The 21,405-nt window shown below is 49.3% G+C and carries 22 protein-coding genes and 2 tRNA genes; 16 read left to right on the top strand and 8 right to left on the bottom strand.

Annotated elements, in window-relative coordinates; all coding sequences use genetic code 11:
* Positions 1-145 precede the first annotated feature (145 nt).
* Positions 146-844, top strand: a complete 699-nt coding sequence (locus tag ACTTKA_RS00870; RefSeq protein WP_442723612.1) for a DUF6261 family protein — start codon at positions 146-148, stop codon at positions 842-844.
* A gap of 14 nt (positions 845-858) precedes the next feature.
* Here the strand turns inward: ACTTKA_RS00870 and ACTTKA_RS00875 are convergent, their stop codons facing one another.
* Positions 859-2,061 (bottom strand): exo-beta-N-acetylmuramidase NamZ family protein, encoded by a 1,203-nt coding sequence (locus ACTTKA_RS00875; RefSeq protein ID WP_442723613.1) that lies wholly within the window; start codon positions 2,059-2,061, stop codon positions 859-861.
* 108 nt (positions 2,062-2,169) lie between these two features.
* On the opposite strand from ACTTKA_RS00875, the gene ACTTKA_RS00880 reads away from it, so the two are divergent.
* Both ACTTKA_RS00880 and ACTTKA_RS00885 read left to right on the top strand, forming a co-directional pair.
* On the top strand, positions 2,170-2,712 hold the full coding sequence (locus ACTTKA_RS00880; RefSeq protein WP_442723614.1) for an HD domain-containing protein: 543 nt from the start codon (positions 2,170-2,172) through the stop codon (positions 2,710-2,712).
* Between the two features lie 73 nt (positions 2,713-2,785).
* Positions 2,786-5,527, top strand: a complete 2,742-nt coding sequence (locus ACTTKA_RS00885; RefSeq protein WP_442723615.1) for a putative LPS assembly protein LptD — start codon at positions 2,786-2,788, stop codon at positions 5,525-5,527.
* Here the strand turns inward: ACTTKA_RS00885 and ung are convergent, their stop codons facing one another.
* The gene (ung, locus tag ACTTKA_RS00890; protein ID WP_442723616.1) at positions 5,528-6,190 is read right to left on the bottom strand and encodes a uracil-DNA glycosylase; all 663 of its coding nucleotides are present in this window, start codon (positions 6,188-6,190) and stop codon (positions 5,528-5,530) included.
* 138 nt (positions 6,191-6,328) lie between these two features.
* Between ung and ACTTKA_RS00895 the strand changes: the two genes are divergently transcribed.
* Both ACTTKA_RS00895 and ACTTKA_RS00900 read left to right on the top strand, forming a co-directional pair.
* Positions 6,329-6,402, top strand: a tRNA-Arg gene (locus tag ACTTKA_RS00895).
* Positions 6,403-6,562: 160 nt separating this feature from the next.
* On the top strand, positions 6,563-7,327 hold the full coding sequence (locus ACTTKA_RS00900; RefSeq protein ID WP_442723617.1) for a hypothetical protein: 765 nt from the start codon (positions 6,563-6,565) through the stop codon (positions 7,325-7,327).
* Between the two features lie 48 nt (positions 7,328-7,375).
* On the opposite strand, the gene ACTTKA_RS00905 is transcribed toward ACTTKA_RS00900, so the two are convergent.
* The 5 genes from ACTTKA_RS00905 to rfbC are packed head-to-tail and all read right to left on the bottom strand — an operon-like array spanning position 7,376 to position 11,446.
* Positions 7,376-7,906, bottom strand: a complete 531-nt coding sequence (locus ACTTKA_RS00905) for a GNAT family N-acetyltransferase (RefSeq protein ID WP_442723618.1) — start codon at positions 7,904-7,906, stop codon at positions 7,376-7,378.
* A gap of 18 nt (positions 7,907-7,924) precedes the next feature.
* A complete protein-coding gene (locus ACTTKA_RS00910; RefSeq protein ID WP_442723619.1) occupies positions 7,925-9,094 on the bottom strand; it encodes a glycosyltransferase family 2 protein in 1,170 nt (389 codons plus the stop codon).
* A 4-nt stretch (positions 9,095-9,098) separates the two neighbouring features.
* Positions 9,099-9,722, bottom strand: a complete 624-nt coding sequence (recR, locus tag ACTTKA_RS00915) for a recombination mediator RecR (RefSeq protein WP_124751980.1) — start codon at positions 9,720-9,722, stop codon at positions 9,099-9,101.
* A gap of 4 nt (positions 9,723-9,726) precedes the next feature.
* Positions 9,727-10,875: a dTDP-glucose 4,6-dehydratase gene (gene rfbB / locus ACTTKA_RS00920; protein ID WP_442723620.1), complete on the bottom strand. Its 1,149-nt coding sequence runs from the start codon at positions 10,873-10,875 to the stop codon at positions 9,727-9,729.
* 13 nt (positions 10,876-10,888) lie between these two features.
* Positions 10,889-11,446 carry a dTDP-4-dehydrorhamnose 3,5-epimerase gene (gene rfbC / locus ACTTKA_RS00925; RefSeq protein ID WP_442723621.1) on the bottom strand — a complete coding sequence of 186 codons (558 nt, stop codon included), beginning with the start codon at positions 11,444-11,446 and terminating at the stop codon, positions 10,889-10,891.
* A 122-nt stretch (positions 11,447-11,568) separates the two neighbouring features.
* On the opposite strand from rfbC, the gene ACTTKA_RS00930 reads away from it, so the two are divergent.
* From ACTTKA_RS00930 to ACTTKA_RS00980, 11 genes are all read left to right on the top strand, one after another.
* Positions 11,569-11,639: transfer RNA gene (locus tag ACTTKA_RS00930), tRNA-Cys, on the top strand.
* A 214-nt stretch (positions 11,640-11,853) separates the two neighbouring features.
* Complete coding sequence (locus tag ACTTKA_RS00935; RefSeq protein WP_442723622.1) at positions 11,854-13,473, top strand: ABC-F family ATP-binding cassette domain-containing protein; 1,620 nt, start codon at positions 11,854-11,856, stop codon at positions 13,471-13,473.
* A 524-nt stretch (positions 13,474-13,997) separates the two neighbouring features.
* On the top strand, positions 13,998-14,453 hold the full coding sequence (gene rplM, locus ACTTKA_RS00940; protein WP_041591253.1) for a 50S ribosomal protein L13: 456 nt from the start codon (positions 13,998-14,000) through the stop codon (positions 14,451-14,453).
* Between the two features lie 5 nt (positions 14,454-14,458).
* Positions 14,459-14,845 carry a 30S ribosomal protein S9 gene (gene rpsI / locus ACTTKA_RS00945; protein WP_014225408.1) on the top strand — a complete coding sequence of 129 codons (387 nt, stop codon included), beginning with the start codon at positions 14,459-14,461 and terminating at the stop codon, positions 14,843-14,845.
* 140 nt (positions 14,846-14,985) lie between these two features.
* On the top strand, positions 14,986-15,837 hold the full coding sequence (gene rpsB, locus ACTTKA_RS00950; protein WP_442723623.1) for a 30S ribosomal protein S2: 852 nt from the start codon (positions 14,986-14,988) through the stop codon (positions 15,835-15,837).
* A 24-nt stretch (positions 15,838-15,861) separates the two neighbouring features.
* On the top strand, positions 15,862-16,686 hold the full coding sequence (gene tsf / locus ACTTKA_RS00955; protein WP_442723624.1) for a translation elongation factor Ts: 825 nt from the start codon (positions 15,862-15,864) through the stop codon (positions 16,684-16,686).
* Between the two features lie 140 nt (positions 16,687-16,826).
* Positions 16,827-17,702, top strand: a complete 876-nt coding sequence (locus ACTTKA_RS00960; RefSeq protein ID WP_442723625.1) for an ABC transporter ATP-binding protein — start codon at positions 16,827-16,829, stop codon at positions 17,700-17,702.
* Positions 17,703-17,708: 6 nt separating this feature from the next.
* Positions 17,709-18,383 carry a hypothetical protein gene (locus ACTTKA_RS00965; protein ID WP_442723626.1) on the top strand — a complete coding sequence of 225 codons (675 nt, stop codon included), beginning with the start codon at positions 17,709-17,711 and terminating at the stop codon, positions 18,381-18,383.
* Positions 18,384-18,406: 23 nt separating this feature from the next.
* Positions 18,407-19,630 (top strand): DUF4857 domain-containing protein, encoded by a 1,224-nt coding sequence (locus ACTTKA_RS00970; protein WP_442723627.1) that lies wholly within the window; start codon positions 18,407-18,409, stop codon positions 19,628-19,630.
* A 28-nt stretch (positions 19,631-19,658) separates the two neighbouring features.
* Complete coding sequence (locus ACTTKA_RS00975; RefSeq protein ID WP_014225414.1) at positions 19,659-20,204, top strand: hypothetical protein; 546 nt, start codon at positions 19,659-19,661, stop codon at positions 20,202-20,204.
* Positions 20,205-20,206: 2 nt separating this feature from the next.
* Positions 20,207-20,776 (top strand): PepSY-associated TM helix domain-containing protein, encoded by a 570-nt coding sequence (locus ACTTKA_RS00980; RefSeq protein WP_014225415.1) that lies wholly within the window; start codon positions 20,207-20,209, stop codon positions 20,774-20,776.
* 151 nt (positions 20,777-20,927) lie between these two features.
* On the opposite strand, the gene ACTTKA_RS00985 is transcribed toward ACTTKA_RS00980, so the two are convergent.
* Complete coding sequence (locus ACTTKA_RS00985; RefSeq protein WP_442723628.1) at positions 20,928-21,401, bottom strand: PH domain-containing protein; 474 nt, start codon at positions 21,399-21,401, stop codon at positions 20,928-20,930.
* Between the last annotated feature and the right edge of the window lie 4 nt (positions 21,402-21,405).

The following is a 21,405-nucleotide window of genomic DNA, read 5'->3' on the forward strand; positions in this document are numbered from 1 at the left end:
TTGGGTCGTCGGGAAAACCCCGAAAGGCAAAATCAAACGGATTGGGCCGTCGGGAAAACCCCGAAAGGCAAAATCAAACGGATTGGACCGTCGGGAAAAACCCGAAAGGCAAAATATAATAGATTCATTCAAAAAAAACAATGGTATGAAGAAATTAGATTCTCGCGTTCGTATTACGGAAACAGACGATATATCCGACCGTCTGATTCTTCTTTACGACAAACATCCGAACCTTGCAGCCGATCTTTTTCTGGACCGGATTTTTAATCGGATGCGTACGCAATCACTCCATATCACGGAGGCTATCAAACATAACCGTATGCAATCCAAGCTCGGCGCTGCCGATGCGCTGCGCAATCAAAAACTGCGCCGACTGCGCGACATCCTCAACGGATACCGGGCGATGCCGGTACCCGCTCAGAGCATGGCTGCCAACGCGCTTTGGACTGTCTTCTCCAAGTACGGAGTAAAGACCGTCTACCGGAATTATGCTTCCAAATCGTCCTTGCTCGAATCGCTTCTGCTCGATTTTGCCGAACCGGGCGCACAAACGCATGTCGGCATGCTGCCGGGAATGGCCGAAGCGCTGTCCGAACTTCGCCAGGCACAATCCGACTTCACCGCCGAACGCATTGCCTACGAAACGTACTGGGCACACGCGGCCAAAGAAAAGACCGCCAGCGAACTGAAAAAAACATTGCTCGAGCTGATTAACGATAAGCTGCTGCTTTACGTCGAAACGATGCGGATGGTCGATCCCGACAACTACACGTCTTTCGCCGCTACCGTCGAACAGATCATCGAAGAGATGAACACCGTCATTGCGCGACGTTCGGGCAGATAAAGCAAGCCCAACCCTCACTCTGCTTCGGGGTAGTCCGGGTAGAGGAGGTATTTTTTGCGTATCTGTTTGTATTCGTCGAGACCGGATTGCCATGTAGCGCGGATTTCGGCTTCGGGTACTCCGTCAAGGATTTGTTTGCGCAGCGCATCCGTTCCGGCCAGCAGGTCGAACCAGCGCGGGCGGTTGAAAAACAGCTTTTCGTTTCGGCCGGTGCGAGCAAAGAAGTCGATGACGAAAGAGAGCGTAAGGCCTCCTGCGAAGGGGTAATAACGCAGGTCGTCGCCGTAGCAGGTTTTGTCTTTATAAAGCGGAGCGGTATCCATGCCGGGAATAGCCGCGGGGACAAAGGTAAACGAGCCGGTCTGCGGCAGCGTATACCCGACGATCTGGAACGGGAAATGCGTTCCCCGCCCGACACTCATGCACGTCCCTTCAAAGAAACAGAGCGAAGGATAGAGGCGGACGGCCTGATCGTTCGAGAGATTCGGAGAAGGTCGGACGGTCGGCTGGTAAGCGTCGCCATGTTGCCAGTTCAACATTTTAATGACAGTCAGTTTGCAGGTGGCGGCCGAGGGCAGCCACCCTTCGCCGTTGATCATTTGCGCCAGTTCGCCGACGGTCAGCCCGTGCAAAACAGGGATCGGATGGACGCCGACAAACGACTCGAATCCCGGCTGACGCACCGGGCCGTCTACATAGTCGTTCGGGTTCGGGCGGTCTAACACCATCAGCTCCTTGCCGTGTTCCGCACACGCTTCCATCAGGTAATGCATCGTACTGATGTACGTAAAGAAACGCGCCCCCACGTCTTGAATGTCGAAGACAACGACATCGACGTCGGCCAACTGTTCGGCGCTCGGCTTTTTATTTTTTCCGTAAACCGAAACGATGGGGACACCCGTTTTCGGGTCGCGGCTGTCGTGAACGGTCGCACCGGCATCGGCCGTACCGCGAAAGCCGTGCTCGGGAGCAAAAACCTTCCTGATATCGATCTTTTGTGCCAGCAATGTATCTAACAGGTGCGTAAAACCGGTCCCGAGGATCGAGGTATGATTCACGGCCAGCGCCACCCGTTTATCTTTCAACCGGGTGCAAATGCTATCCATCCGTTCGTTACCCAGTACGACACGCTTGTTCCGCTGTTGCGCGGAGATAGTCCCCGTTGCTGAAACCCAAAGCATCAGGAGCAGAAATAATGACAGGATATTTCGTTTCATTGCAAATAATATGTTTCTTTTTCGGGGTGTAAAAGTAGTTGAAAAAGGGGAGAAATCCGACAATTTATCCGTATTTTTGCGTGCGATTTTTTCTTTGACGAAGCATCTATGAATCCATTGGAAATTATTCAGACCTGTTATCATCCGGAATCGCGGGCTTACGAGATTCTGATCACCCACAGCCGCAGCGTAGCCGATAAGGCCGTAGCGATTGCTGAGACACATCCGGAAATGGAGCTGGACATTCCTTTCATCCGCGAAGCCGCCCTGCTGCACGACATCGGCATCTTCCTCTGTCATGCCCCGGAGATCGACTGTCATGGTGAAGCGCCCTACATCTGCCACGGCTATCTGGGCGCCGACCTGCTGCGCAAGAAAGGGTATCCGCGCCACGCGCTGGTCTGCGAGCGTCACACGGGTACGGGGCTGTCGCTCGAACTGATCCGGCAACGCAACCTGCCGATTCCCCTCCGCGAAATGCGTCCGCAGTCGCTCGAAGAACAACTGATCTGTTTTGCCGATAAATTTTTCAGCAAAACGAAGCTCGACCGTGAAAAACCGATCGAGAAAATCCGCAAAGGTCTGGCTGCGTACGGAGAAGACGACGTGGCGCGTTTCGACGCCTGGTGTAAACTCTTTTTAGGAAAATAACCGCCACATCCTCGTTAAATTGTGCTATTTTTGCGCCCGAATACATACGGGACGAAGCATGTTTCTAAAGCAAATGATAGGATGGATCGCCTGCGTATGCGCTCTTTGGACAAACGGACGGGTGCAGGCACAGGAGTCTGTGACAGCCGTCGGGTCGTTAAACGATTCGATAGCCGTCCGGCAACCTGACAGTTTGCTGCAGATCGCGGCCGACACTACGTTACAAGTCGACACGGCTGCCGTCGATACCACCGCCCGTAAAAAAAGCATGCTCGAAGCGCCCGTCACGTATCAGGCGAGCGACTCCATCGTCCTCACCGGCACAAACATGGCCTACCTCTACGGAGAGAGCAACGTAAAATACCGGAACATCGAATTACAGGCCGAACGGATCGAGATGAGCATGGACAGCAGCATCGTCTACGCCACGTTCGCCCTCGACTCTGTCGGTTCGGAATACGGTTATCCGCTCTTCGTCGAAGGCGAACAGCAGATCGAGGCAAAGAGCATGCGTTACAATTTCAGGTCGCGCAAAGCGTATGCCAACGAAGTGCTGACCCAGCAGGGCGAAGGCTTCCTGACGGCCGGAGTCACGAAAAAGATGCCCGACGACGCCATGAACCTGATCAACGGGCGCTACACGACATGCGACGAGCACGATCATCCGCACTTCTACATCAAAATGACGAAAGCGAAGGTCAGACCCGGAAAAGACATTGTCACCGGACCGGCTTATTTGGTGATCGAAGACGTGCCGCTCTTCCCCATCGGGCTGCCGTTCGCGTTCTTTCCGTTCACAAGCACATACTCGTCGGGGATTATCATGCCCACGTATGGCGACGAGATGGCGCGCGGCTTCAACCTCCGTAACGGCGGATATTATTTTGCCATCAGCGATTACGTCGATCTGGCGCTTACGGGCGAGATTTACACGAAAGGATCGTGGGGCTTGGCCGCCCGCTCGTCGTACCGGAAACGGTATAAATATTCGGGATCCGTCGATGCTTCTTATCTGGTTACGAAAACGGGCGACAAAGGACTGCCGGATTACGGCGTGTCGAAAGATTTCAGGATTGCGTGGACGCATTCGCAAGATATGAAAGCCAATCCATACCGCACCTTCTCGGCCGGCGTGAATTTCGCAACCAGCAGCTACAGCCGCAACCAACTCAATATGTTGTACACGCCGGATGCGACGGACAATAACAAGGGATCGAGTATCAGCATTTCGCAACGTTTCCCCAACAACCCGATCAATATCTCCGCCACGATGAACATCAACCAGCGCTCGCAAGACTCGTCGCTGAGCGTCACCCTGCCCGATATGAGCATCTCGATGAGCAGTATTTATCCCCTCAAACGCAAACATATCGTAGGTAAGGAACGCTGGTACGAAAAAATCTCCATCTCCTATTCCGGTTATTTCAGAAATACGATCCATACGAAAGAAAACGAGTTTCTCAGAAAGAACCTCATCAAAGACTGGAAGCACGGCATGCAGCATTCGATCCCGATCAACGCGACGTACAACTTCGGATTCCTGAACATATCGCCCTCCGTCAATTATACGGAACGATGGCTGACGGACAAAGTCTACCACAAGTACGATACGGCACGCAACGCGCTCATGCCCGTCGATACGGTCTACGGCTTCTATCGTGTCTATAACTATAATGCCGCCATCTCGGCCTCCACAACCTTGTACGGCTTCTTCAAGCCGTGGGCGATTTTCGGAGACAAGGTCAAGATGATCCGGCACCGCATGGAACCATCCGTTTCGTTCAGCATGTCGCCCGACTTCGGCAGCCGCAAATACGGATATTACGAAGACTATTCGTATGTGAACCGTCAGGGAGAGACCGTGACCGGCGTCTACTCGCCGTTCAAAGACGCGATGTTCGGCCCGCCGGGAAGAGGCAAGCAGGGCTCCATCAACTTTGCGGTGGAAAACAACGTGGAGATGAAGATACGCTCGGATGCCGACTCGACGGGAGAGCGAAAAATCAGCCTGATCGAGAAGCTGGGCTTTAACATCAGCTACAATCTGGCGGCCGACTCGTTCAAATGGAGCGACCTGAACGTGGGGCTGAACCTGCGGCTGAGTAAAAGTTACTCCTTGATACTAAACGGTGTTTTCGACGTCTATACGTATGGTTACGATGTCAAAACGCAACGGGCTTATCCCATCGACAAAACGCGCTGGCAGGCGGGGAAAGGCTTTCCGAGACTGCGGTCGACGAGTACGAGCTTCTCCTATACCTTTAATAACGACACGTTCAAAAAATGGTTCGGAGGCAGAGGAAGCCGGAAAGACGAAGATTCGCCGTCGAACAATACGGAGAATGAGAATCCGGACGGAAAACAGGACGAAACAGGCCAGACTAAGGGAGGCCGTCTGCGAAAAGCGAAAAAAACCAATGCGGGCGAATACGACGAAGACGGTTACTACAACGCCGCCGTGCCGTGGAACTTATCGTTCCATTATAATATGGGATTGGGGTACGGTAACTTTAACCCCGAAAAGATGGAATATAACTACCGGCTGACGCACAATCTGAGTTTCAGCGGAAGTATTCAGCCTACGAAGAACTGGCGCATCAGCATGAACGGTTCTTTCGATGTCGAACACGGGAAATTTCACAGCCTTACTTGCAGCATCTCGCGCGACCTGCACTGCTTCCAGATGTCGGCCAACGTAATCCCCATCGGACCCTATAAATCGTATTCGTTCTCGATTGCCGTTAACTCGTCGCTGCTCAAAGACCTGAAATATAATCAAAGCAATACGAACCGCGACCAGCAAAGCTGGTATTGATTACCAGTCGACAGGCTCCTGCCCCGAAGCGATCAGATAATCGTTCGCACGGCTGAAATGTTTATTTCCGAAGAATCCGCGATGCGCCGACAGAGGCGACGGATGCGGCGATTTCAACACCAAATTGGCCGACGCATCGATCCGTTCGCCTTTTTTCTGCGCGTATGATCCCCACAACATATAAACGATGTGCTTGCGCTCGGCATTCAACTGACGGATGACGGCATCGGTAAACGTCTCCCACCCTTTCCCCTGATGCGATCCGGCGGCATGAGCACGCACCGTCAGCGTGGCGTTGAGCAGCAGTACACCCTGATCGGCCCAGCGCGTCAGGTCACCGCTCCGAGGCATCGGTTTACCGAGATCGTTCGCGATCTCCTTGAAAATATTCACGAGCGACGGCGGGAAAGGCGTCTCCTCCTGCACCGAGAAACAAAGTCCGTGCGCCTGTCCCGGCTCATGATACGGGTCTTGCCCGATCAGTACGACTTTCACCTGCTCGAACGGACAATGCGCAAACGCGTTGAAGATATGCGCCCCGGAGGGATAGACCTTCGTGCGCCGATATTCTTCGCGCACAAAATCCGTCAGCGTTTTGAAATACTCCTTCTCAAATTCGTCGGACAGCCGTTCCTTCCAGCTCTGTTCTATTTTTACATCCATAACTTCTTGGGCATTGACGATGCGACGGTTCATGATTCGCATTCGGCATACGGCAGACAAAGGTAATGGAATAATCCGAAAATTTGTAGGCCGACGGTTGTCATCTGTCAATTATTTTTATATCTTTGCGGCGTTTTTGGCCCCGTAGCTTAGTTGAATAGAGCGTCAGATTCCGGTTCTGAAGGTCGTGCGTTTGAGTCGCACCGGGGTCACTTCCCTTCTCACCCGATTTCCTTCCCCCCTTTGATGATATGAGTGACCTCTGAGGTAACAGCAGTAACCTTTTTGCTAACTCATAGCTGTATATAATAGATGAAATGCGTATATTTGGCAGATTAATGCAATAATTGTTTCGAAACAAGCGAAAAAGAATTGAATAAGATTATGTCCAAAGACAAGAAGAATATCCATGCGGACAAATTTGAAGCCGCATTTTACGCCGACTTGGACCTTATTAAACAACTTATCAAATCAAAAAAAGATTTGAATGTGCTTGTTCCTGTACCGAAAGGCTATGAATCGTTATGGTCCAAGCCCAATATCTGTGTAAGCATGTTGGACATATTAAATTGGCTGGCTTTCAGTTTTTATACATATCATGATGAACCTGAAATCTGTCATGAGACATATCTTGCGGAAAGCGAGCAAACTCATAGAGAGTGTATTAATCCAAGTATTATTTACAAAAAGACTATCGATTGCATAGATTGGATTTGCAATGAGTTTTCCATTATAAATTATGATTTGAAAGATTATTCGGAACTCCGACGTTTAAGACATGCTCTGTTTGATGATGAAGGTTGGTTAGATGAAGACGAGATAGAAGAAGCACTGCAAAGAGGATTTCGGAAAATTGATTTAGATTTAATCAATGAAGCTGAAAAAGGAGATGGAATATCGGTTTACTCACTCGTCAAACAAGGAGCAGATTACAAAATTGACCCGGATGATGATACGGATCAAAGTGCAATCGTTTTAATATTAGACTTAGATTTAAATTTTCATTTATTATTAGTCATAAGTTATCTTTGTCATAGAGAGGAGTTCTCATTTTCAGAAAGCTATGAGATGCTTTCCAGTTTATACCAAACAGGTACGAGCCAATATATCCTTGATATCGTCATGTTAAACGACTAAGCGAACATTACAATCCCGAACCTCGTTTCCATAAAACGATTTCACGATTCATGCTTTTTTGTTCAGCAGGGTCATGAAATACGCATCGGCGAAGTCATGATTCGTATGCAGCCAGTCCTTTAAAATGCCGCACGAGGTGAATCCGCTGTCCAGAAATAAGTTTCGGCTGGGTTCGTTCGATACGGGTACAAAGACATAGAGCTGGTGTATGTTCAGCAACCCGAAAGCATAAGCCGTCAGCAGGGACAGGGCCTCCTTTCCGATGCCTTTCCGCTGATGCGCCGGATCGACCAGAATGCCTACTCCGGCACGCCGATGCCGAGGGTCGAAATCGAACAGGTCGACCGTCCCGACCGTCTCTCCCGAAGCCTTCAGTACTATCATAAGCCGCAGCTGCTTCTGTGCGTATATATCGGCGTCGGCATGTTCCAGATAGGCTTTCAACACGTAGCGCGAATACGGTACAAGCGTGCTGCCGAATTCCCACAGAGACGTATCATTTTCCCACGCGTAAAGCAGATCAAGGTCTTCCGGTTCTAACGCCCGCAGGCGTATCGTGTCATTCTCCAGCCATTTCATCGTTCACGCCTCCGTTTTTTATCTGCCCGGCGAAACCAACTGTCCGCTATCGGGATAATAAATATGATACACACACGATTTATCGGTGTTTCTGTCCATAAAAAGCAACATCTGGTCGAACGTCATGTCCGGATAGCAAAAGACCATGTCCGTATATTCGTTCATCCGCACCCGGCGCGAGAGCGCATCCATCGCCCGGCGCTCATCCAAATCCCACTGACGGAAAACGACAGCCTCCGGCAACCGCTCAGCGACCCGGTCTCTGGCTGTCTTGAGAGCCTCCGCACGACAGAAAATCAACACACTGCGACGCTTCGGCTTCGGCGTTTTCGTCTTTTTCCACCCGAACAGACACGCGACTCCTTTCCGCAGACCGACCGAAGCACGAATCAGCCCCGACATCCATCGCCCCGATCGCGGATAATGCTTCCGATAGAAAATAAGCATCGCATCGTAAAAAGCATGCAGGTATTTTTTGTCGGCATAAGCCGTGCTTTCACCCTTGTAATGCAAGATACGCTCGGGAATATAATAATTTTTATAACCGCCGAGAATGATTCGGTACGACAGATCAATGTCTTCACCGTACATAAAAAACGACTCGTCGAACAGTCCTATCCGATCGAGCGCCTCGTGACGCAAGAGCATGAACGCCCCTGACAGTACCTCGACTTCATGCTGCTTGTCGGGACTGAGATACGGCAAACTGTAAGCCGCATACCGGCGGGAACGCGGAAAGAGTTTCGAGAGACCGAACAACTTGCAGAACGCCACCCACGGCGACGGAAAGCTGCGCTTGCTCTCGGGCAGAAAAGCGCCCCGGCCGTTAATCATCTTCACCCCGACCGCACCGGCTTCGGGATGTCCGTCCATAAAATAACACAACGTGCGCAGACTGTCTCCTACGATCGTATCGGGGTTGAGCAGCAACACATATTCGCCCCGGCAAATACGAAGCGCCTGATTATTCGCACGGGCAAAACCGGGATTATCCGTATTTTCGATAAACCGCACGTCCGGAAAACGGGGACGCAGGTATTCGATCGAACCGTCGGTCGAAGCATTGTCTACGACCCATATCTCGGCATCGAAACCGTTCGTCGCCGCCTGCACCGAACGCAGACATTGCTCAAGCAAATACTTTACATTATAATTTACGATGACGACCGACAGTTTCGTTTCGTACATAACGTTATAATTTGATCGATTCGTTAAAATCCACCCGGTTCAGGATCGAGCGTCCCAACGTCACCTCGTCGGCATATTCAATCTCGTCTCCTACTGAAATGCCACGGGCGATGACCGTCACCTTCACCGGATAAGCCGACAGTTTGCGGTAGATAAAGAAGTTCGTCGTATCGCCTTCCATCGTTGTGCTGAGGGCAAACATGACTTCTTTGACCTCGCCCGAAGCCACACGCTCCACCAAGCTGTCGATTTCGAGATCGGCCGGCCCGATCCCGTCGATTGGCGAGATGATTCCGCCCAGCACATGGTAGAGACCGTGAAACTGCGACGTGTTCTCTATCGTCATCACGTCTTTGACATTCTCCACCACGCACACCGTCGAACGGTCGCGCAACGGGTCGGCGCAGATCGCGCAGTACTCCGAATCACAAATATTATGACACACCTTGCAATACTTCACGTTACGGCGTAAAGCGAGCAGCGCGGTCGAAAAACGCTCCGTATAGTCCGGCTCCCGACGCAGCATATACAAGGCCAGCCGCAGAGCCGTCTTCCGCCCGATTCCCGGAAGCGTAGCCAACTCATTAACGGCATTTTCCAGTAAAGCCGAAGGATATTGCTGATTCATCACGTTATTTCAGCTCCCGTCCGGCATACATCCGCTCGTAATACCTGACATAATCGCCTTTGGTGATTTCTTCGATCCAGTCCTGATGCTCCAGATTCCAGCGCACGGTCTTCACGATACCGGCATCGAAACTTGTCTCGGGACTCCAGCCCAACTCGCGGGTGATCTTCGATGGGTCGATCGCATAACGCTGATCGTGTCCGAGACGATCCTTGACGAACGTAATCAGGTCGTCGTTGATCCAGTCGACCGACCATTGCCCGTCGGATCCCCTCTCTTTTTTCTTGAGTGCCTCACGATATTCGGGATGCTCGGTCATCAGTTCATTAACCGTCCGAATAATCGTCCGCACAATGTCGATGTTCTTCCGCTCGTTATGTCCGCCGACATTGTAAACCTCACCCGCACGGCCACGATGTATCACCGCATCGATCGCCTTGCAATGGTCGGTAACGTAAAGCCAGTCGCGCACGTTCGATCCGTCGCCGTAGACGGGCAGTTTCTTTCCTTCAAGGATATTTTTGATGATGAGCGGAATCAGCTTTTCGGGGAAATGATACGGCCCGTAATTGTTTGAACAACGTGTGATGCTGACAGGCATCTTATATGTGTCGTGATAAGCCGTGACGAAATGATCGGCGCTTGTTTTCGAGGCACTGTACGGGCTGCGTGGCGAAAGAGGTGTTTCTTCGGTGAAATACCCCGTTTCACCCAAGCTGCCGTAAACTTCGTCGGTCGAAACCTGATGGAAGCGTACGCCGGACATCCACACCGGATAGCCGGCCTCGTCTTTACCCGTCACCCACGCCTTCCGCGCGGCATCGAGCAGGTTCTGCGTCCCGAGAATATTCGTCACGAGAAACAGTTGCGGGTCTTCGATGCTTCGGTCCACATGGCTCTCGGCCGCAAAATTGACGACATAGCGTATCGGATATTTCTCGAACAATCCTTCCACTAAGGCGCGGTCGCCGATATCGCCTTTCACGAAGTGACAGCGACGGCCGTCGATATCATCCTTGATCGTTCCCAGATTGCCCGCATAGGTCAGTATATCGAGCACAATAATCTGCGCCTCGGGATACGTAGCGAGCATATATTTCACAAAGTTTGCCCCGATAAAACCGGCACCTCCGGTCACTAAATAGGTTTTCATCAATCGTTATGTTTTAATCTTCAAAATTTATTTCGGCATCTTTCAGGAAAGGTAACCGACGGTCTTTCTCCGACGTAACAACCGGATCGCTCTCCGCCGTGCCCCACGCAATGCCGATCTGCGGATCGTCGTACCGTACCCCCCGCTCATGGCTCGGCATATATGGGTTATCTACCTTATACGTAAATACAGCCGTCTCGCTTTTCACGTAAAAGCCATGTGCAAATCCTTGCGGGATATATAACTGACGCTTATTCTCGGCCGACAGTTCCACAGCTACATGTTGCCCGAACGTCGGAGAGCCACGACGAAGATCGACCGCGACATCGACAACCGCCCCCACAATCACACGCACAAGCTTGGCTTGCGCATAAGGCGCCAGCTGATAATGCAGTCCGCGCAGCACACCCCGCGACGAGCGGGATTCGTTCTCCTGTATAAAATTTACTTTTCCGATATACCGTTCGAATTCCTGTTGTTTATAGGCTTCCATGAAGTATCCCCGCGCGTCGGCAAACACCTGAGGCTCTATCATCCACACGCCGGAAATATCCGTTTCTATGAAATTCATCTCTTCTTTTCTCGATTTTTTTCGAGAAACAAAGATAAGCATTTTTCCGGCAATCGGGCAAAAGAAATTTCAAAAGATTTTTGTATATCCGAAAAAAGCCATATCTTTGCACCGTAAAATTTGGTTCCTTGGCCGAGTGGTTAGGCACCGGTCTGCAAAACCGTTTACGGCAGTTCGATTCTGCCAGGAACCTCACAAACGTCACATCGTGATGATGACAGCAAAAAATGCCCGTCTTGAAGCAAATACTTCGGCGGGCATTTTTCATAACAGGCCATACGGTGGCTCACCTACTCAACCATATTTCAACAGTATAAGCAACACGTCTTCTGCAGGAAGCGTGCGATCTGCTTTGCCATTCCCATGGTTTTTACTATCTTTGCGCCCTCAAAAAAACAAAAGCACTCATGATTACAATTAGCGGTTTGGATATTCAGTTCGGAAAACGAACGTTATTTCAGGATGTCAATCTCAAATTTTTGCCGGGCAATTGTTACGGCATCATCGGGGCGAATGGGGCCGGCAAGTCGACCTTTCTGCGTGCCATCAGCGGCGACCTCGATCCTACGCGCGGAACCATTTCGCTCGGGCCGGGTGAACGGCTGTCCGTCCTTGCTCAGGATCACTTTGCGTTCGATGATTACACCGTACTCGACACCGTACTGACAGGACATACCACGCTCTGGGCGATCATGAGCGAGAAGAATGCGATTTACGCCAAAGAAGATTTTTCGGACGAAGACGGTCTCCGCGCCTCGGAACTGGAAGAGAAGTTTGCCGAAATGGAAGGCTGGAATGCCGAAAGCGATGCGGCAGCGTTGCTTAGCGGACTGGGAATCGAAGAGTCGCTCCACAATAAGATGATGAAAGATCTGAGCGGTAAGCAAAAGGTACGCGTCCTGCTGGCGCGCGCCCTGTTCGGCAAGCCCGACAACCTGCTGCTCGACGAGCCGACGAACGACCTCGACCTCGAAACGGTGGCATGGCTTGAGAATTACCTCTCCAACTTTGAACATACGGTACTCGTTGTCAGCCATGACCGTCACTTTCTCGACTCTGTCTGCACCCATACGGTCGATATCGATTTCGGTAAACTCAAACTTTTTGCCGGCAATTACAGCTTCTGGTACGAATCGAGTCAGCTTGCCTTACGCCAGCAGCAGCAACAGAACAAGAAGGCGGAGGAAAAAAAGAAAGAGCTGGAAGAGTTTATCCGCCGTTTCAGTGCGAACGTAGCGAAATCGAAACAAACGACAAGCCGCAAAAAGATGCTTGAAAAGTTGAATATCGAAGAGATTCAACCTTCATCGCGCCGTTATCCGGGTATCATTTTCACTCCCTCGCGCGAGCCGGGCAACCAGATTCTCGAAGTCAGCGGCCTGACGAAAACGCTCGACGGAAAGACACTATTCAAAGACCTGAATTTCAATGTCGAAAAAGACGATAAAGTCGTTTTCATCAGTCGCGATCCGCGTGCCATGACCGCTCTGTTCCAAATCATCAATGGGGAAGAGGAAGCCGACTCGGGTACATTCAAATGGGGACAAACCATCACGACAGCCTACTTGCCGCTCGACAATGCGAAATATTTCAATTCAGACTACAATCTGCTCGAATGGCTCGGACAGTTTGCCAAAGATACGAACGAAGTTTTTCTGAAAGGATTTTTGGGACGTATGCTTTTCTCGGGCGAAGAACTGATGAAGAAAGTGAGTGTGCTTTCGGGAGGAGAAAAGATGCGCTGCATGATCTCACGTATGATGCTCAAAGATGCCAACACGCTCATTCTCGATACGCCCACGAACCACCTCGATCTCGAGTCGATTCAGGCATTCAATAATACGCTGATCAACTTCAAAGGCAACGTGCTTTTCGCCAGTCACGACCACGAATTTATTCAGACTGTGGCTAACCGCGTTATCGAACTTACGCCCAACGGGAACATTGACAAGATGATCGAGTACGACGATTACATCTCCGATCCGAAGATTGCCGAGATGCGTGCGAAACTGTATGAGGGGAGTTAAACAGCCCCCTCATTCATTTACAGGGCTCCTATAAACCGTTCAGGGCTGACGCATTAAACAACTGATTCAATACTTGAGTTTGGAGGATGCGATTATTCGCATTGATGTCATAGGTACGCCGACGGCATTATTGAACAAATCGTTGAAAAAAGCAGGCATTATGCGCCTTGTGTCAAAGTGGACCGGACAAATAGCACAAATTATATACATTATTCAAAATATCAACTCCTTCATTATCGAGTGGCTCAAGACTTCTTTGAACTCTTTTATTCCCCGAATTCAGAAGAAACCAGCCGGATTGAGACCTCAACAAACGATAGAAATCGTCTTTTAATATGTCGTTTCTAAGAAAAAGTCCTGAGCTTGTGTTGCGTATTCGGAGAAAAGTTGTACCTTTGCCACCCGATTATTATCTAAAGTGTTCAAACAGTTCGTTCTTAACACCTTGCTAAACTCTTCTGTGTCCGAAGAGTAGAAAGGGAGTGAAGGCGCGTTTTTTAGTATTAATTTATAAAGAAATAACAGTGGATACGTTAAGTTTTAAGACCATTTCTGCAAACAAAGCAACTGTAAACAAGGAGTGGGTGGTTGTCGATGCAACCGGCCAATCGTTGGGACGCATTTGTACGAAAGTCGCCAAATTATTACGCGGCAAGTACAAACCGAATTTCACCCCGCACGTTGACTGTGGTGACAATGTGATTATTATTAATGCAGACAAAGTCGTTCTGACGGGAAATAAGTGGAACGACCGTATTTATTTCAAGCATACCGGATACCCTGGTGGCCAGCGTGAAATTACTCCCGCCCAATTAATGGCGAAAGGGGAAGACCGTCTGTTCCGTAAGGTCGTAAAAGGCATGCTTCCCAAGAACCGTCTGGGAGATAAATTGCTCAATAATCTGTATGTTTATGCAGGTTCGGAGCATAAACACGAAGCCCAGCAACCGAAGTCGATAGATATAAACTCACTTAACTAAATTTCATGGAAGTAGTAAATGCAATAGGAAGACGTAAGGCGGCCATTGCCCGTGTATACGTTAGCGAAGGAAATGGAAAAATTACGGTGAACCGCCGGGAATTGTCCGATTATTTTCCCTCCCCGATCCTGCAATTCGTAGTGAAGCAACCCCTCAACGTGCTGAATGTGGACGGCCAGTACGACATCAAGGTGAATTTGGTCGGCGGCGGATTTAAAGGACAGTCGGAAGCGGCTCGTCTGGCTATCACGCGTGCATTGATTAAAATCAATCCCGAGTCGAAGCCGGCGCTTAAGGCCGAAGGTTTCGTAACACGTGACCCGCGTGCGGTAGAACGTAAGAAACCGGGACGTCCGAAAGCACGTAAACGGTTCCAGTTCAGTAAACGTTAATGTTATTTGTGAGTTGCTTGCAAGTAGAAAAGGCGTTTAGTATCTAAATTGTCCGGATTTTTTCTGCATGGAGAGATGTCGGAAAACTACCGGATAGTTGAATGAAACAGAATGTAAACGATTTAACAACAAAAAAAGAAATGTCAAGATTAAATTTTGATCAGTTATTGGAAGCAGGCGTTCATTTCGGACACTTGAAAAGAAAATGGAATCCTGCAATGGCTCCTTACATTTTCATGGAGCGCAATGGTATTCATATCATTGATTTGTATAAAACCGCTGCAAAAGTAGACGAAGCAGCAGAAGCACTGAAGAACATCGCTTGTTCCGGACGGAAGATTCTGTTCGTGGCTACTAAGAAACAAGCCAAACAGATTGTGGCCGATAAAGCAACGTCAGTAGGTATGCCCTACGTAATCGAACGTTGGCCGGGTGGTATGTTAACGAACTTCCCGACAATCCGTAAAGCCATCAAAAAAATGTCGACGATCGACAAGATGAGCAAGGACGGCACTTTTGATAATTTATCCAAACGTGAGAAATTACAGATTACCCGTCAGCGTGCCAAGCTGGAAAAGATGCTCGGTTCGATTGCCGACTTGAATCGCTTGCCGGCAGCCCTGTTCGTGGTAGACGTAATGAAGGAGCACATTGCCGTGCGTGAAGCCAATCGCCTCGGTATCCCGGTATTTGCCATGGTTGATACGAACTCTGACCCGACGAATATAGACTTCGTTATTCCGGCTAATGACGATGCGACGAAATCGGTCGACTTGATTTTGGGCGTAGTATGCGAAGCCATCAACGAAGGTCTTCAGGAAGGTAAAGCCGCCAGAGATAAAGAAGAAGCGGAAAAGGCCGCAAGCGAAGACGGTGAAGACACTCCGAGACGCGAACGCCGGGCAAAAACAGGAGCCAGACGCACGAAAAAAGAAGAAGAAGAGGCTCCGAAAGCTTCTGTAGCTTCCGATGAAGAAGGAGAAGAAGACTAAAATTTAATCATAAAGAACTAGATTATGGCAGTAACAATGGCAGATATCACCCACTTGCGCAAGATGAGCGGAGCGGGTATGATGGATTGCAAGAAGGCTTTGGAAGAAGCAAACAATGACTTCGACAAAGCTATGGAAATTATTCGTAAAAAAGGACAGGCCGTAGCAGCAAAACGTTCTGATCGCGAAGCCTCCGAAGGTTGTGTGTTGGCAACAGAAAACGGCGATTTCGCAGCAGTCGTAGCGCTGAAATGTGAAACGGACTTTGTGGCTAAAAACACAGAGTTTGTAGCCTTAACACAGGATATTCTCAATGCAGCGGTGAGCAACAAGCCGGCGACAAAAGAAGAGTTGTTGAAACTTCCTTTGAGCGATGGACGTTCGATTGAGAACCATATCACAGACCGTGTTGGAGTTACGGGTGAAAAGATGGAACTTGGAGAATACGAATTTGTGAAGGGAGTTTCTACGGTATCGTATATTCATCCGGGAAATAAGTTGGCTGCTATCGTAGCTTTCAATCAGGAGCTTGACCATCAGGTTGCTCGCGAGATCGCTATGCAAGTAGCCGCCATGAATCCGGTAGCAGTGACCCCGGCCGATGTACCGCAACATGTACTGGATACGGAGAAGCAGATTGCCCGCGACAAAGCCCGCGAAAGCGGAAAACCGGAAAACCTGCTGGATCGTATTGCCGAAGGTGCTTTGCAGAAGTTCTACAAAGAGAATACGCTGTTGCAACAAGAATACGTGAAGGATGCGAAACTTACGGTTGAACAGTATCTGCAAAAACAAAACAAAGACTTGACGGTAAACGCATTCAAGCGTGTGACGCTGAATGTGGATTAATCATTTGGTCGTATTAAAAACAGAAAGTCGTTCGGAAACACCTCCGAGCGACTTTTTTTTTATTTATTTACACGACACATGCAATCATAAATGTTTTGCGTATCTTTGAAGGCTCATTAACTCGGTGTACTTGGTTTTGAATGGAAACAATTATTCATTGCGAAAATATTACCCATTATTACGGAAAGAAGCTAATCTATGAGAATCTGAACTTTGAGGTCAAACAAGGGAAGATTCTGGGACTTCTGGGCAAGAACGGGACCGGCAAAACGACGATCATCAATATCCTGAACGGATACCTTAAACCTCGTTCGGGCGTCTGCCGTATCTTCGGCGAGCGGATGGAATCGCTCTCTCCTTCGACGAAAGCGCGTATCGGACTGTTGCTCGAAGGGCATATCCAGCATACATACTTCAACGTTGAACAGATCGAACGGTTTTACAGTCGTTTTTTCCCAAACTGGAAGAGGGATGCCTACTACGAGCTTCTACGGAAATTACAGGTTACGCCGACCCAGAAGATCAGTACCATGTCGTGTGGACAGCGTTCGCAGGTGGCGCTTGGCCTGTTATTTGCTCAAGATCCCGATCTGCTCATTCTGGACGATTTTTCGATGGGATTAGATCCCGGTTACCGTCGTCTGTTCGTTGAATACCTCCGGGAGTATGCTACGGCCGGGGACAAAACGATTTTCCTGACCTCCCATATCATTCAGGATATGGAGATGCTCATCGATGACTGCATGATTATGGATTACGGACGTATCCTGCTGCATGAACCGACTCGATATATCATGGAGCGATTCAGGCGTTTCCGCTTTGTCTGCGATGGAGCGGAGATACCGGTCGACGAGAGGTTGTGGCATACCGAAAGGACCGGTAACCGGTGGGAGACGTACTCCTTTGCCCCGAAGGAGGAAGTGGAACGAATCCTGTCGTCTTGTGGGGTGAGCGGGCTGAAAGAGGAAAAGCTCTCGCTCGAAGATGCGTTTATCGGTTTAACCGGAAAATATTAATCGATTATGTTCAGTGCAATCTTTTATAAAGAATGGATCAAGACGCGGCGGACGGTTGGGCTTATACTTCTGCTGCTTGTTGCCTTGCTGGTGTACGCGTTGGTACAGATGGGGCAGACGCTTCGCGTCAATGGGGCGGTACAGGCCTGGTCGGCTGTCTTGTTAAAAGACATGTCACTTGTACCGGCGGTCACGAGATGGTTTCCGCTTTTGGCGGGCGTACTGCTCGGAGTGGCCCAGTTTATCCCGGAGATGACGGACAAACGATTGAAACTAACCCTTCATCTGCCGTTACGCGAGTCGAAGATTGTCTTTGTAACGTTGCTGTATGGCATGGCTGTACTGTCGGCAGTCTTCCTGACGATGTACGTGGTGCTGTATGCCGGGCTCTCCCGTCATTATGCTGTTGAAATGCTGCATGCGATGACCTGGCAACTTCTGCCTTATTTCGAGGGAGGGCTTACCTGCTATCTTTTTACGGCATGGGTTTGTATGGAACCGGTATGGCGCAGGCGTGTAGCCAATGCACTCGTGGCTGCCGCAGGGCTATACCTTTTCTTTATGGATGCCCCATCAGGCGCTTATATGACTTTTTTGCCCTGCCTGACTCTTATACTTGTCGCAGGACTTAGCTTCCCGTTCTATTCCGCTACACGGTTCAAAGACGGATCGCCCGGATAATATTTCGTAAAAAATAACGGTATATGATACGCAAACCATTTATTTACTATACGATTCTGCTCTTCGTCACTTTTACGGGGATGTGGATCATCCCGTCATTCGTCCGGATGGCTACGGATTCGCCGGACAGCTATCCATTCGTCTATTACAGTGCGGTGATGAAGGATTGGGGCATCATAGATTACAAAGACAAGGAGATGCCGCTCAGCGATCTGCAAGGAAATAAATATACGACGGCACAGTTCGACTCACTGATGCCATTTCTCAATTATCGTCAGCTTATGGCCGACGGACGTCTGCCCGACAGCATTTGCGGTACAGCAATCAGCCCGCCTCTGTTACGGGCTGCAACAGTTGTCTTCCGGTATGCTCCGAGAGAGCGGAAGACGCCGGATAAAGGATTGTATATCCTCTTCGAATCAATGCCCAAACGAGTCGGGTTGGAAATGCCGGACGATGTGTTTCGCCTGAAAGACGGGATCGAGTTTATCGACGTGCAGACGAATACCGTTAATCGGGAAAAGAGCGATTTGTTTGCACGGGCGCTCGAAAAAGCCGGCTATACATTCCCCGCCCGTTGGGCTATTGGCAATCCGAATCCGCGCAAACCGTACGACGAAGGCTATTTCACGCTCGATTCTCAGGGGCGGCTTTATCACCTCAAAATGGTCAACAATCGTCCGTTCGTTAAGGATACACGCATCAATAAAGACGTGGAGATGGTTTGGTTTTCGATGTATGAGGCATCGAATAAACGTTTCTACGGCTTTCTGTTCGACCCACAGGGGGGGCTGTATATCTTAGAGAGTCGCGAAGGGCAATACGTGCCGGTGAAATTGGATATCACCCCGATCGACATCGACTGTGACGAAGTAACGGTGATGGGTAACTTCCTTTATTGGACGGTAATTATCACCACGCCGCAGGGACGCCGGTATTACGGATTGGAGACCGAAACCTTGAAGAGAGTGTCCGAACATGCCATTGCAAGAGAACCGAACCGCTGGGATAAGGTGTCGGGATGGCTCTTCCCTTTTTATATCACGTTTCAGGAATCGGACAGTCTTTTTCTTTATCCCCGGCTACATGTTACGGAATATCGTGCGTGGGCAATCAATCTGCTGCTGGCATTGCTTGTCACAGTCATTGCTTCCCGACGGAGCGATAAGCTCTTTGCCGCACTTTTTGTTGCTCTCACCGGTATAGCGGGCATCGTCGCATGGTTGCTGATGCCGAAAAATAGATGAATGATAAACATAATAAATACATGAAGCGATGAAAAAGATTTTATTTTTAGCTGCCGCTTTGCTGACGATGGCAGCATGTAACAACAAAAGCGCAGAACAACAACGCGCAGGTCAAGAGGAAAATGTAGAAGCGCATGCTTCTGAAGTGCCGGTTTATAAACTCGACAGTTTATTGAAAGTGGCTGACCGTATGGTTGATCAGACCGTTACGGTACGAGGTTTCGTGACGCATACGTGCAAGCATTCCGGAAAGCGCTGTTTTATTGTAGGAGACGATCCCAACACGTCGTTCCGTGTAGAGGCGGGCGGTGAAATCGGCGGATTCAACCGCGAACTGACCGGTTCGGAACTGGCCATAACGGGCATCGTTCGTGAACGTCGTTTGACGAAGGAATACATTGACCAATACGAAGAAGAAGTCAATGAGAAGAAACACAAGGAAGACGGATCGGCCGAAACATGCCAGGCCGAACTGAACAACATCAACGAGATGCGCGAATGGATGAAAGCGCATAACAAAGATTACTACTCGATTTACTACATGGACGGCGAACGCTACGAAGTGATTGAATAAGCATGGCAGAAGATTTTCGCCCCGCGAAAGGGGTATCCAAAAACAAAATGAGCCGTTGGCTACGGGTCATACACCGCGATCTGGGATTCCTGATGGTCGGTGTATGCCTCGTCTACGGTATTTCGGGCTTCCTGCTCAATCACATGGACGGGAAAGATCCGGCATTCAGAACGCAGGAAGAAACATTACATCTCGACAAAGGTTTATCGCACGAAGAACTGTCGGTGATCTGGAACGACAAAGGACTTCCGGAGTTGAAGAAGATCATGACCATCGACGAGGAACATACTCGTCTGATGCTGAACGGTGGCGTAGGCGTGTACAACTCGGAAACGGGCACGGTCGATTACGAACTGCATAAAAAGAATACGTTTATTTATGCGATCAACAGACTGCATTACAATCGGCTCCGAGGTTGGAATATCATGGCAGACCTGTTTGCCTTTTCGCTGATTTTCTTTGCGCTGTCGGGGTTATTCATCGTCAAAGGGAAGAAAGGCATGGCCGGGACCGGTAAATGGTATCTGCTGGCCGGTATACTGATTCCGGTGCTGTATGTGCTATTCGGATAAAAGACTTGAGCTGCGATGATTGATATGTTGTTTTTTTTGTTTACCGAGATTGCTAAACAAAAACATTTAAACAACTAACCAACTCAAGGACTGCCCCGCCGTAAAACGATTGTTAAAGACGTAAAGTGGCAGGGCGATGTGCATCCGGAAATTAAATATCCCAATCTTGTATACGCCAAATCCCCTTTTTTTCGGGTAGGTGAACGCAAAGATTCGGATTGACTTTTTTTAACGCCTTTATAAAAGCCTGCTCTCTTGCCGGAGAGATTAACAGGTTAGAATATTTCTTTCTTTTCGAGAAATCTATACGCAGTCTCTTGAGGGATGCAGCAGGGGCAGAAACCGGATTATAGGATCTTTCTACCGAAAGAATATCAGCAATATTTACACTCCATCCGCAAATAAAACCTATTTTTAAACTCAATGTACTTCCTGAAATGATATAACGTGTTCCTGTAAAAAGAAATACGAGTAGCAAGAACAAACAGGCAAGTACACACATATCGGTGTACGCCTTGTTTTGAAGAAGCGGTATAGATACCGATATGAAAGCGACGAATACGGATACGATCAACAAGATGCTTATCCGTGAGCGAAATACTTGTTTATCCGATTGATTTTCCATGATT

This window comes from Tannerella sp., from assembly GCF_052170195.1.
Classification (GTDB): Bacteria; Bacteroidota; Bacteroidia; order Bacteroidales; family Tannerellaceae; genus Tannerella.